Origin of the sequence: Pandoraea pnomenusa, from assembly GCF_000767615.3 — a bacterium.
In the GTDB taxonomy this organism is placed as follows: Bacteria; Pseudomonadota; Gammaproteobacteria; order Burkholderiales; family Burkholderiaceae; genus Pandoraea; species Pandoraea pnomenusa.
In genome coordinates this window covers 2652877-2665505 of the sequence record NZ_CP009553.3, presented here as the reverse complement: position 1 = coordinate 2665505, position 12629 = coordinate 2652877, and the positions used below count along the sequence as shown (strand labels likewise).

The following is a 12629-nucleotide window of genomic DNA, read 5'->3' as shown; positions in this document are numbered from 1 at the left end:
ATCATGCTCCCGGATGACGCCGAGAGCGCTAGCCGATGTTCGGCTCAGGCGAACTTCTCCTTGAGGAACGACACGATATAGGGGGTGGCCGCCGCGGCGACAGTGGATGCCGTCGCCGGGTCGATCCCCATGCGGGCGGCAAGCGACTCGGCAACGCGGCCCGTCAACACGCCTTCGCCGCCTTCCCCCAGCGACTTGAGGAAGCCGTCACCACGCACGAGACCGGCGGCGAACGCGGCGAAGAAACTCTTTCCGGCATGCTCGCCCATCAGGCCCGCCCCCTGCTCTTCCGCATTGGCGTGAGCGGCTTGCGTCGCCTCGCTCAACATCTGCTGGGCGTCATCGCCGCTAATGCCCTGGGCCGCAAGCGCCTGGGTCGCCTGATCGCCATGCTCCGAGGCCAGAAATTCGGAAACAAGTTGCTGAACATCCATGGAACACCTTCCTGCAAGTGGGGAATCGTATGCCCCTTCGGGGCCGCACGGCAGCGCCGGAAAACGCTGGCTGCCACTGTCGAGACTATAGGAAATCGGCTTGCGCGAAGCCAGGGAAATCGGGTAACGATCCGTAACGGGCGGGGGCAGGTAGATTTCAGATGATTACTTCTGCGATGATTCGTGCGACGGCTCTTACAATGTCGCATACGGTCTCGGATTCTCCCGCTCTCTCCGCCCAAGGAAACCCACCCCATGACGCACGGCACTGCCCACATCGGATCGACGCCATACCGCACCGACATCGTCGTCGGTGGTCATTCCCTGACGGCCGACGAGCCACCGGCACTCGGTGGCCAGGGCGTCGGTCCTGCACCGTACGACCTGCTGCTTGCCAGCCTCGGCGCCTGCACCGCGATCACGCTCAAGATGTATGCGCAGCGTAAAGGCTGGCCGTTGACGTCGCTTGACGTGTCGTTACGCATCGTCGGCGGCGACGAGCGTCGAATCGAGCGCACACTGGCGATCGAAGGGCTGGACGACGCCGGCAAGGCACGCCTGGCCGAGATTGCAGAGCGCACGCCCGTGACGCTCACGTTGAAGTCCGGTATTCCGATCGACACGCATTTGGCTTGAACACGGCACATTGCGCCCCCGCGGATCTCGATGCCAGGCGTGCTCCTCCCCCCCATTCACTCAATCGCAGACACGCTCGCGTGGAATTTTCGATCCCCTTCATCGCCATTCCAACCGGCCTGGTGGCCGGTCTGAGCGCCGACGCGCTCATTCGTCACGTTCCCTGGGCCGTCGAGCGACGCCTTCACGCGGACGTTGAGGACTACCTCGGCACTTTCGGGCACACGTCGGTGCAGACACCGGTGCTCGCTCCGGCGCCGCCGATCACGCTGCGCGCCTCGCTGGGCACTGCGAGGCTCTGGTGGGTGATCGTGATGTGCATCGCTCTGATTGGCGCGTCGTTGGCGGTATTCGGTATCAACTTCAAGGGGGCGGCGGCGGCGGGATTATGTGTCCTGCTCGTGGCACTGGCCATGATCGATCTGGAGCACCAGTTGCTCCCAGACGTGTTGACATTGCCATTGCTCTGGGCAGGCCTGCTCGTCAACGTGCAAGGCACGTTCGCTCCGCTCGCATCGGCCGTGCTCGGCGCGGCAGCGGGTTACGGCGTGCTCTGGGTCCTGTACTGGGCGTTTCGCCTGCTGGCACGAAAGGAAGGCATGGGATTCGGCGACTTCAAGCTGCTCGCGGCGCTGGGCGCCTGGCTTGGTACCGGCCATCTGCTGGAGATGATCCTGGTTTCGTCGGTCGTCGCGGCAGTCACGACCCTCGCCCTGATCGCGCTCAAAAAAATGGACCGGGAGAATCCCTTCCCCTTCGGTCCATTTCTTGCCATCGCCGGCGTGGTCTCGCTGCTTGTCGGGCCGCTGGCGCTGCCCGTCGTCTGACGCGCGCTCGCGATGCGCGACCGCGCCGACCTCCGTCTCAGGACTTGGGTGCCATCGCGTCGCGACAGATGTCCTCACGCGTACTGGCGTACTCCGACGGGTTCTTGGCCTTGACTTCGTTGGCTCCCGTGATCGTACGCTGAGCCGCTTGCCAGCCGCGAGCCCAGTCGGCTTCGAAATTCGGGTCGTCGGCGAATTCGCGCTTGGCATTCGCCTTCATTTCCTCAACGCGTTTGGCATCGGCGCCGCAAAGCGCCATCGATACGTGCGCGTCGCTCGCCGCGAATTGTACGCCCGTCGCGACCAGCTTTTTCGTCTGTTCCGCGGTTTGCGCGTGCGCCATCTGTGCCGCCATTGCCAGGGCAGAGGCCGCCGCTGCGAGCCATGCGCGCGCGGTCGTCTTTTGCATCATCGTCATGAGACTCCGTCGTGGGTTAGTGAATATCGGTGACGACCAGCGACGAGCGTTCGCCGCCCTGCTCGATGTCCTGGCGCATCACCAGTCCCGTCGCGGGACAGAAATGGTCGACGATACGTGTCGTGGTGTTGCCCCGGCGCGTCATGCCGGGCATTTGAACGTTGCCGGTGTCAGTCGACCGCTCATAGCTGATCGGCCAGCACGACAGGCGCCCGCCCGCCGTCTGAAGCGTTTCGGAGGCACCTACCGAGCGTTCCGAGGTCTGCGTGGTCATTTGCGGGATGCGCACCTGGCCCATGTTGGCGCCCATGGCGGCCATCTGCGCGTTGATGTTGTGCGTCATCTTCATGGCAGGCAGGCGCTGGCCGGGCGCGGAGACCTGGCCGATGTAGTTCATCAGCCCGCTGCCTTCGACGGACGTCGATCCGGCCAGCGAGTCCACCCCCTTGCCGTGCTTGTCGCCCGGGAGCTTGCTGCCCGTCGTGCCGCGCGCCTGGACCTTGCCGTGGTCGATGCTCAGATCGACTGCGCTTTCGCTGTCGAAGTTGCGCCCGCCCACGGTCATCGAAGTGCGCGCCGTGAGCTTGCCGCTGCATCGGTCGCCGTTGTCCTTCTTGAATTGAGTGAGCGTGAAGCGCGTGGTGCGCGTGGTGCGCGTGGCGCGCGCGCCGGGTTGCGCGCTGAGCGTGAAGCCGCCACCCTCATGCATCCATGGGGCGTCGCATGCGCCTGCCCAGGCGGCCGATGCGAGCGTGCCGAGACAGAGGCCCAGTAGTGCCTTGCGTCGAAGACGGGTTGTCGAACTCATGTCGAACGTTCTCCAAAATGGTGGGCATGCACGGCAAATTTCGTTACGCCGCCGGCGCGTTGCGTCAGCGGCGGTAATCGATCAATTGCGCGTGCGCTCGTTCACCCCGGAAAGCCGATCCGTCATCTGGTTGGAATTTACGGAGCGCACTTGTCGGCGCTCTCATTGCGTTCTGCGCACGGGGCATCTCCGTGCTACCTTCCGCGTTCAAACGGGTGTAATGCTGGTAGCGCGCCAGCACCTTCGGGACGTACGCCCGAGTTTCGGCGTAAGGCGGAATGCCGCCGTGGCGGATCACCGCCCCCTGCCCGGCGTTGTACGCCGCCAACGCATAAGGTACGTTGCCACCGAACCGGTCGAGCAACTGGGCAAGATACCGCGTGCCGCCCACCACGTTCTGCATCGGGTCCGTGACATCCGCCACCCCGAGGCTCGTTGCGGTGCCCGGCATGAGTTGCATCAACCCGCCGGCACCGGCATGCGAGCGCGCGGAACGATCGAAACCCGATTCCACGTCGATCACCGCCGCGACCAGCGCGGGATCGATGCGCGTTGCGTTGGCGGCCGCGCCGATCAATGCGGAAAACGCACGGTAATCGCAACCCTCGCAGGCATTGCGCGCGGAAGACGGCGCAACGAAGATGCCGTTCGACGCCGAAGATCCGGTTTGCAATGCCGCACCGCTCAAGAGTACCCCGCGTGCCCTTCCCGCAGGCGTGGCAGTTCCGGCCATGCCGCTCGCCGTTACGGCTTTCGTCACGTTCCGGGCTGGCGCCCCCGCGCCTGCGCCCGAACCGCCGACAATATAAACGACCCCTCCCGCGGTTGCCAATGCCGGGAGCGAGAGCAGCCAGGCCACGCCCGCCATCCGCAGAGCATCGTGCCAACGTCGCGGGTTATCTCGCCTCATTGCCGAACCAGTTCCACGCGACGGTTCTGGGACCGGCCGAGCTCACTGCTGTTCGGTGCCATCGGGCGCGTGTCGCCGTACCCCTTCGCACTCAATCCATCGGCCTTCACGCCCGCCGCCGTCAGGTATTGCTGCACGGCCTCGGCGCGTTGCGTCGAGAGCGTCTGATTGTGTCCCGATGAACCGGTCGAGTCGGTATGGCCGCCGATCTCGATCTTCCAGTCCGGGTGTGCCTTGAGAATGCCGGCCACATTGTCGAGCACCGGCTTCGCATCGGCACGCAAGGTCGCCTTGTCGAGATCGAAGTTCACGCCGTAGAGCGCCAGCTTGCCCGTCTTCTCGAGCTGCGCTTCGGCGGGCGACGCATTGCCGACCTTGCACTCCAGCGCGCTGTCGCCGATGCGATTGCCACCGACTTCCTTGACGTGATCGAAGTCCCGCGTGTCGCCCAGCATGAGCGCCGTATAGACGTGCTTGCCATTGGGCTCGAACGTCATGATGCCCGGCGTGACCGTGTTGCTGTCGGCTTCGGTCCGGGTAAAGCGCAGCACGCCGCCGTGCTCGATGCCGCCGGAGATCGTACCCAGCAGCTTGCCGATGCGCACGCCGTTGCCGCCGCCGCGCACGGCTTCGAAATAGCAGCCGTCGATACCGGCGCCTTGTTGCTTGAGCAGCACGTAACCGTCAGAGCCGAAATTCAGCGGAAAGTGATATAGCCCGGCGACATTGCGCACCGAGGCTTCGGCATTGTCGAACTTTCCGAGTGCGGCGAACTGCGTGAGGCCGATGCCATAGGGCGCGGCCCCCGGCGGCGACGACAGCGTCAAACGCAGCCAGCGGGCCGTGACGGGCGCCGCCATCTCCGCCTCGATGACCTTGCCCGGCGCGATATCGGCAGCGCCCGGCACATCCTGATCATATGCAACGGTCCACGGGCCGTCGGCCGAGGCCCCCGACGTCTCGACCTTCAGGTGGTTCGGCGTGACCTTGACCTGATTGCTCGCCACGAAGCGAAAGGCGTGAATGGTGGCGTTGCCGGGCAGCGCGATCGAGATCGTGTACGGATTCCGGCTGTCCTGAATGCCGGTCGAATCGGGGACGTCATTGAGCAGACGGAACCAGGCGTCGTCGTCGCTTTTCTGGTTCAGCGCGAAGGCGCCCTGAGGCAGCGATGCGACATTGACATCGCCGGCCTCACGCGTGGCCGGCGCCGCCGCGGCAGGCGTGGCACCCAGCGCACTCGATGCGCTGGACTGCGGCGAGGCCGGCGCGGAGGCGGCGTTCGAATCGAGTGACGGCTCCGAGGTTTTCTCGGGCGCTTTCTTGTGGCAACCGGCGAGCGCCAGCGCGCATCCCAGCGCGAGGATCGTGCATGCGAGCGCTTTGCGCGCCGGGCGGGAATTCGAATGCATCACTGCAGACTGGCTCCTAGTTTTGTTCCGCGCGGGACAACGTGGACACGAGATCCAGATCCGCGCGAATACGTTCCTGTAACTTGTTCAACTTCTCACGGCTGGCGCCGTTGCGCTTGCCTTCGTCATATGCCATGAGCGTCGCCTTGAGGTCGGCCTCGACCTTCGCGCGATGCTCCCGCACCAGCCGGTGCGCTTCGTTGTCCGCCTCCTCGTTGGGCGTGCCGTTGCGCGTGAGCAGATTGGCACGCAACCGGTGGTCGCCACGAATCGCGGTCTCGTCGATGCGGGTCTTCGGCCCTGAGGGCTTCGTTGCCTTCAGGCCCTTCATCGCCTCGCGCCCCTCGGGTATCGCCGCGTCGGGCTCGACCGTCACCACCGTGCCCGGCGAACCGGCCGGCGTCGCGGAAGGCGCCATCTGCGCAGGTGCGGGCTGCCCCACGTTCGGTGATGCGGACGCCGCGGCGGACGACGCGGGCACGCCGGGCGCGACCGGCATCGGCGCAATCGTCGGCACGCTCCGGGAGGAAATGATCTCGACGCCGCCTTCCTTGCGCGTCGACACGACCGATGCCGCGTCGGCGCTCGTCGCCGCCCCGGAGCCGTATGCGGCGACCAGCATGACGACGACATGTGTCACGAATCCTTCACGCAGCCGCATCCCTCACCCTCCACGAAACGGCGACTGCATGCGCACCACCGCTTCGGCCTGAATCGGTATGCGATATCCGCCCGAGATCGCCGAATACGCGCGACAGCTATTGCCGTCGGTACTGAAATCGAGCGAACCATCGACCGAACCGGTCGAAAAAATATCGCTTGTGCCGTTGACCAGCGAATAGATCACCCGGTTGATGAACGGCACGTACAACTCATAGCAGTACTGCACACTGATCTTCAGCAGATTGGCATCCTGGATCGAGATACGCGATCCGTTGCCGGGCGTGTTGTCCCGATACATCAACGTGTCGTTCGGAATCTCGCGAACCGTCTTGCCGGCGTAATAGTTCGTGCGGGCAAAGTCGGAGAAAGCGGCCGCCGTCGGGCTGACCACGGTCAGTTTCGTAATGCCCGGGTTGCGCGCCTCGGTCTGCGCGCTCAGGATCGCCATCTGTTGAGCGCTGAGCCCCGTCTGATGGGTAAACAACGGCGCCAGTCCGCGCGCGAGCCCGGAGAGCATCGCGCTCTTGGTGCCATGATTGACGGCGCCGGCGCGTGCTGCCATGAGTGCCGCGTAGTTTAGCGTACTCTTTGCCTGATATAGCAGACCAAATTGTATCAATCCAAGACAAAGCAACAGGACGATGGGCGCCACGATAATGAACTCCGTGGCGGCCTGTCCCCGCTGGGCGCGGGTTGCGCCTGACATGGGCGCATTGCCGTTGCGCGCGTTGGGCCGACGCCTGGCTCGCATTCCGTTCTCCTTAAGATCCGATGGGGCGCACGCTGAGCGCCTTGCCGCGCTCGATGCCGAGCGCACGACTGCGCCCTGGCGCGAGCTCCAGCGCCATGCGCGCGCGCCAGTGCATGCGATAGCGCCAGGCGCCCACGTTGGCGTGCACGGCCAGCACCCGCCCTTGCCTGTCGATGAACACCACGTCGATGGGCGTTCGCATGAAGCATGTGTGCACGGCGTTGCATGGCGAGATCAACAGCGCATCGCCCGGGGCCACGTGACGCTTGCCCAGCCAGCCCCGCATGCGCTCGTGCGCCCGTGTCGTCAGTTGCGCCGCCAGCGCCAGCGGTTGCGCGCCGAGATACAGGCTGACAGCTTTCACAACAGGCCCTCCTGCATGAACTTCATGACGATCGGGAAGCCCAGCACGATGAACGTCACGGGAAAGATGAAGATCACCAGCGGGAAGATCAATTTCACCGGCGCCTCCATCGCCTGCTTCTCGGCGCGCTGGAAGCGCTCGGTACGACGCTGCTCCGACTGGAATCGCAGCGTGGTTGCGAGCCCGCCTCCCATGCGCTCGGCCTGTACCACGGCACCCACGAAGTTTGTCACTTCCTTGACCTGCAACCGGTTATCCATTCGCCGCAGGGCGTCGGCGCGCGTCAAACCGGATTTCAGGTCGCGCAGCACGTGCTCGAACTCGCGCTTGAGCGCGCCGGCCGGCCCCTTGCTCACCGCCTGCGTCATGGCACCGTTGATGTTCAGGCCCGCCTCGATCGAGAGCGTCAGGAAGTCGAGGTAGACCGGCAACTGACGCGTCACTTGCTTGACGGTCCGGGCACGAATGTCGCGCAACCACATCCGAGGCAGCAAGAAACCCAGCACGGCCGCGGCCAGCGGCAACAGGATCGTGTTGAGCTCCAGCCAGTGGTTGACGAGCGAGCCCAGCACAAGCGCGATCAGCATCACGACGATCGACAGCGACAGAAACTGCGTGGCCGACATCAGGAAGCTTCGCCCCGTCAATTGCAACTGATTCTGCGTGCGCTCGACGAGCTTCGCGGGGTAGTACTTGCCGAAGTGGTGCTCGGCGAATCGCACCAGCGGCCAGAGCATGCGAAGTGGGCGCGACAGTGGATCGAGAAATTCACGGTCCTCGCTCGGAACGCTGCCGCTGAGGGTGGTGAGCGAGCGCACGATCACGCCCACGACGATGATCAGCCCGAGCGAGAGAATGAAGGCGATGGCGATGAACATGGCTTAGACGTCGATATTGGTGATCTTGCTGATGGAGCGGTAGCCGAGCAATTCCATGATGAAGATCACGGTGAGCGTGGCCCAGCCGATGGGTTTGTCGAACAACGGCGCCATGGCGACCGGCTCCATCTGCGCGAGCACCACGATCAGGAATACGGGCAGCAGCGTCATCACCAGGCCTTGCGCCTTGCCCTGGGCCGTGAGCGAGCGAATCTTGCCTTCCATCTGCTGCTTGTCGCGCAGGGTGCGCGCCACCGTCTCGAGCGTCTCGGCGAGATTGCCGCCGACTTCGCGCGCGATCGAGATCGCGGCCGTCGCCATCAGGAAGTCCTGCATTGGCAGGCGTTTCTCCATGTGCTGGAGGGCATCGGCCATGTCCACCCCGAGCCGCACCTCGCGAATGAGGAGCGCGAGCTCCTGCGAGATCGGCGGCGGCACCTCCTGAGCGGCGCTCTCGAGCGCGACCGGGAAGCTCGCGCCGGCGCGCAGCGCGCCGGACACCATCAGCAATGCGTCAGGCAACTGCTTCTCGATGGCGAGCAGGCGCTTTCGCTGCATCCGGCGCACCAGAAAGCGCGGGGCCAGCAGGCTCAACGGAATGGTTACGACAGTGAGCACGACGTTGCCCGAAATCGCGAACACCACCAGCGGGATGGCCACCACCGCCACCGCGCTGAGCATGGCTACCTGGCTGGTGTTGATGAAAATGAAGAGGTCGGCGAGCCCCGTGCCGACTTCGTCCGCCACGCGCGCGGAGCGACGCACGAACCACGTCTTGCCCTGAAAGATGAGCGCCCACCCCACTAGCGTGAGCACGATGAATGACGAAGCCAGTACCACTGCGGTCATCATGACGATATTCCTTGATGCAAGTCCCGGGGCGGGTGCCGGCGCACCCCGCCCGCCTCAATCGGCGAAGATCGACGTATCGACCGGAATGCCGCGCCGAATCAGATCCTGATAGAAGTCCGGCACGTAGCCGGTCGAATGGAACGTCCCCTGGACCCGGCCGTCTTCGCCGTAGCCGGATTGCTTGAACACGAACACATCCTGCAACTGCACGGTGCCAGACTCGATGCCGCTCACTTCCGTGACGTGCGTCACGCGCCGCGTGCCGCACGAGAAACGCGTTTGCTGAACGATCAGGTCCACAGCCGACACGATCTGTTCGCGAATCGCGTTCACCGGCAGATCCAGCCCCGCCATGAGCGTCATCACTTCGAGTCGCGACAGGCAGTCGCGCGGCGAGTTGGCGTGTGCCGTGGTGAGCGAGCCGTCGTGCCCGGTATTCATGGCCTGCAACATGTCGAGTGCCTCGCCGCCGCGGCATTCGCCCACGACGATCCGGTCCGGTCGCATACGCAGCGTGTTCTTGACGAGATCGCGAATGTGGATCGCACCCTTGCCTTCCATGTTCGCCGGGCGCGCCTCGAGCGACACCAGATTGCTCTGCACCAGCTTGAGTTCGGCCGCGTCCTCGACCGTCACGATGCGCTCATTGTCGGGAATGAAGTTCGACAGCACGTTGAGCAGGGTTGTCTTGCCCGAGCCCGTCCCCCCGGAAATCACGATGTTCGCGCGCTGCTCCACGGCCACGCGCAGGAATGCGATCATCGCAGGCGAGATGGAGCCGAAACGTACCAGATCGTCGCCCTGCAGCTTCTGCTTGGCGAACTTTCGGATCGTGATGTTCGGCCCTTTGAGCGCGAGCGGCGGAATCACCGCATTCACACGCGAACCGTCTTTCAGGCGCGCATCGACCATCGGTGAACTCTCGTCGATACGGCGCCCGAGCGGCGCGACGATACGCTCGATAGCGCCGAGCACGGCCTGATCGTCGGTAAACGTCGTCTCGGTGCGACTCAGGCGACCGCCGCGCTCGATGAAGATTTCGTTGTAGCGATTGACCATGATTTCCGTGATCGAATCGTCGGCCAGCAACGACTCGAGCGGCCCAAGGCCGATCACTTCGTCGAAGATGCTCTTGAAGAGCGCATCGTGCGAAATCCTGGTCGTCTTGAAGATCGGGTCGGCGGCGAGCACCGAGCGCAGCAGCGAGCCGACCGTCTCGGAGAGCTCGGCTTCGCTCATGCGGGCCACGTTGACACGACGCAGATCCATCGCCGCGATCAGGCGGTCGTGCGCGGTCTTGCGCAGTTCGATGCCCTCCGGCGAGTTCAGTCCGGCCGCGTCGGGATGTGCGGCCGGCGGCTGGGCCTGAACGACCGCGGGTGCGGCTGGCGGCGGCGACGCGGGGCGCGACGGCGTGAGCGTGATTGGCGCGGCGCGCACGGGCTCCGGGCGGACTGTCGCGTCATGGTGTCGCGACGCGGCGTCGGATGGCGCGGCCGGTGCGCTCACCTGTCCCGCGCGAACCGGGACCGCAGCGCCACCGCCACTCGACGCTTGCCGCCCCTGCGACGATTTCGGTGCGCCGTCGGTGGCGTCGGCACGCACGGGGTTCAGCCCGTTGACGACCTTCGGCGCCTCTTCGCGCAACGCAACCGCGGGGGCCACCTGGACCCTGCCCTGCCCGGCCTGGAGAGCATCGTTGCTGGCATCGGCGCGCACCGTTGGCTGCACCGTGGCCGGTTGCCGGTGGACGGTATCGCTGTGCACGCTGATCCGGAACGCGCCGATCTCGATGCGGTCGCCACTCGTGAGCGGGCCATACGACGTGATCTGCTCGCCGTTGACGAGCGTCGAGGCCAGTCCGCCCTGATCCTCGATGTACCAATGACCGTTGCGCGGTTCGAGCGTGGCCTGCGTCTTGCCGATGAGCAGTCCCTTGAGGACGACATCGCAGCCGGGGTCCTTGCCGAGCGACGCGCGCCCGGCGAAGGTGTACTCGGCCTCCTTGCCCGCGCGGTCATGCACACGGATTTTCAAAGGAAGCACTTCGTTCTCGGTGCTCATGGCCATCTCCAGACGTTGGCGGGTCGCCGTGATATCGACAAGCTTCAAGGACGGTCCTGGGGATCGGCCTTCGGCAGTTGCGGCGTCGGAGCGTTCTGCTCGCGGACCTCTTCCTCGCGCCGCGCGTTTGCTTCGGGCAGCGGGCTCGGATCGCCGAACGAGTGGCGGTAGTTCGCGTCCACGTCCGCGCCGCGATTGATCAGGCTCGTGTTCGTCGGGCTGCTCGCATCGACCACGTACGGCGTGACGAGGAAGACGAGATCGCTCTTGTTGTTGCGGAAGTCGGTCGACTTGAACAGGTGGCCGAGAATCGGAATGTCGCCGAGCGCCGGCACCTTGTCGACTGCCTTCGACGCGTCGGCATTGACCAGACCCGCGATAGCGAACGTCTCGCCCGGGCGCACCGAGACCTGTGTCGTCGATCGGCGTGTCAGGAATGCCGGGTAGCCGTTGACGTTCATCGACGGATCGATCTGGCTGATTTCGGTCATGAGATCGGCGCTGATCGTGTTCGTCGCATCGACCGTCGGCGCGATCTCCAGGCGGATGCCGTATTCCTTGTAGATGACGTCCTGCGCGCCGAAGCCCGCCGACACCGGAATCGGCACTTCGCCGCCGGACAGGAACGTCGCCTTGCCGCCGCTGCGCGAGTTCAGTTCGGGCTGGGCGAGCACGAACGCGTCGCCGTTCGCCGCAAGAATGTTGATCTTCGACGTGATGCTCGTGGCAATGCCGAGGAAGGCGCCGCCCACGGAGCCGCCGGCGGAGCTCGGTGCATTGTCGAAGACTGCGGTGCCGGTATCGGGGAACGGACGATAGCGGCCGGTGCGCACGGCGTTGCCGGCGAGCGATCCCTGCGGGCCGTTGATCTGCGAGTCCCATTTGATGCCGAGATTACGCTCGGCGGTCTTCGATATCTCGAGGATGTCGACCTTGAAGTGCACCGTCTTCTTGAGCGACGAGCCCTCGTCGGTCTCGATCAGGTTGATCACGTCCGGCAGGCCGTCGAGCGCATTCGAGAGCATCTTGGCCTGCTCCGCGTGAACCTTGCCGTGGACGATGAAATGACCGCCATTTGCGTCGATGCTAAGTCCTTCGACGAAGCCGAGCGAGCGTTGCAGCCGCGCGAGCGTGGCGTTGCGATCGAGCGTGGAGACGGAGACCTTCGTGTTGATCGCCATGCCCTGGTCGGTCCATACGACCAGCGACGTCTCTCCCGGGGCCTGCGCCAGCAGCAGCAACTGATGGTCGACGACGGAAGCATTGATGAGGTCGCCGTTCCCGACGGCCACACGCTTGACCTTGCCCTCGATCGGGATCACGCGCACTTCGCCCTTGTACATGAACATGGGCGCGCTCGCGGCCGAGCGGGCGTTACGGTTTTCGTAGATCACGGCCGCAGCGTCGTTGACCGACGCGCTGCGAGCGGCGAGTTGCTGTGCGGGAGCTTTCGGCGCCGTGGCCGGCGTCTGCTGGCCCGGTGCCTTTTGTGCGGCGGCGGGCGCCTGCTGCGCGAGGACCGGGGTCGTCATGTTCAGCCATGCGAAGCTCACCGCGGTGAACAAGCAAACCCCTCGCTTCGCTCGCGAAGGCACTCCCTGAAGTTCGGTTT

At 64.9% G+C, this 12629-nt stretch carries 14 protein-coding genes; 2 read left to right on the top strand and 12 right to left on the bottom strand.

From position 1 onward, the window contains the following. Positions 1-44: 44 nt before the first annotated feature. On the bottom strand, positions 45-434 hold the full coding sequence (locus LV28_RS35905; RefSeq protein ID WP_023595975.1) for a hypothetical protein: 390 nt from the start codon (positions 432-434) through the stop codon (positions 45-47). Between the two features lie 255 nt (positions 435-689). On the opposite strand from LV28_RS35905, the gene LV28_RS35900 reads away from it, so the two are divergent. Next, entirely contained in the window at positions 690-1070 is a 381-nt protein-coding gene (locus LV28_RS35900; RefSeq protein ID WP_023595974.1) for an OsmC family protein, read from the top strand. 80 nt (positions 1071-1150) lie between these two features. Further along, the gene (locus LV28_RS49520; protein ID WP_023595973.1) at positions 1151-1897 is read left to right on the top strand and encodes a prepilin peptidase; all 747 of its coding nucleotides are present in this window, start codon (positions 1151-1153) and stop codon (positions 1895-1897) included. 37 nt (positions 1898-1934) lie between these two features. On the opposite strand, the gene LV28_RS35890 is transcribed toward LV28_RS49520, so the two are convergent. The 11 genes from LV28_RS35890 to LV28_RS35840 form a co-directional block, all read right to left on the bottom strand. Then, positions 1935-2315 (bottom strand): hypothetical protein, encoded by a 381-nt coding sequence (locus LV28_RS35890; protein WP_023595972.1) that lies wholly within the window; start codon positions 2313-2315, stop codon positions 1935-1937. Positions 2316-2331: 16 nt separating this feature from the next. Continuing rightward, positions 2332-3123, bottom strand: a complete 792-nt coding sequence (locus LV28_RS35885) for a hypothetical protein (protein ID WP_051610633.1) — start codon at positions 3121-3123, stop codon at positions 2332-2334. Positions 3124-3187: 64 nt separating this feature from the next. After that, complete coding sequence (locus tag LV28_RS49515) at positions 3188-3856, bottom strand: lytic transglycosylase domain-containing protein (RefSeq protein ID WP_080738851.1); 669 nt, start codon at positions 3854-3856, stop codon at positions 3188-3190. A 173-nt stretch (positions 3857-4029) separates the two neighbouring features. Continuing rightward, a complete protein-coding gene (locus tag LV28_RS35875; protein ID WP_025249157.1) occupies positions 4030-5445 on the bottom strand; it encodes an OmpA family protein in 1416 nt (471 codons plus the stop codon). A gap of 16 nt (positions 5446-5461) precedes the next feature. Next, positions 5462-6106 carry a hypothetical protein gene (locus LV28_RS35870; protein WP_038617560.1) on the bottom strand — a complete coding sequence of 215 codons (645 nt, stop codon included), beginning with the start codon at positions 6104-6106 and terminating at the stop codon, positions 5462-5464. A gap of 3 nt (positions 6107-6109) precedes the next feature. Further along, a complete protein-coding gene (locus LV28_RS35865; RefSeq protein ID WP_048806347.1) occupies positions 6110-6814 on the bottom strand; it encodes a TadE family protein in 705 nt (234 codons plus the stop codon). A gap of 55 nt (positions 6815-6869) precedes the next feature. Continuing rightward, positions 6870-7223 carry a DUF192 domain-containing protein gene (locus LV28_RS35860; protein ID WP_052408601.1) on the bottom strand — a complete coding sequence of 118 codons (354 nt, stop codon included), beginning with the start codon at positions 7221-7223 and terminating at the stop codon, positions 6870-6872. Next, on the bottom strand, positions 7220-8101 hold the full coding sequence (locus tag LV28_RS35855) for a type II secretion system F family protein (protein WP_023595965.1): 882 nt from the start codon (positions 8099-8101) through the stop codon (positions 7220-7222). Before LV28_RS35855 ends, LV28_RS35860 begins: the two co-directional genes overlap by 4 nt. Positions 8102-8104: 3 nt before the next feature. Further along, on the bottom strand, positions 8105-8953 hold the full coding sequence (locus tag LV28_RS35850) for a type II secretion system F family protein (protein ID WP_023595964.1): 849 nt from the start codon (positions 8951-8953) through the stop codon (positions 8105-8107). A gap of 54 nt (positions 8954-9007) precedes the next feature. Further along, positions 9008-11065, bottom strand: a complete 2058-nt coding sequence (locus tag LV28_RS48385) for a TadA family conjugal transfer-associated ATPase (protein WP_257125745.1) — start codon at positions 11063-11065, stop codon at positions 9008-9010. Further along, entirely contained in the window at positions 11062-12549 is a 1488-nt protein-coding gene (locus tag LV28_RS35840) for a type II and III secretion system protein family protein (RefSeq protein ID WP_158516336.1), read from the bottom strand. The genes LV28_RS48385 and LV28_RS35840 overlap by 4 nt, the downstream gene beginning before the upstream one ends. Positions 12550-12629 lie beyond the last annotated feature (80 nt).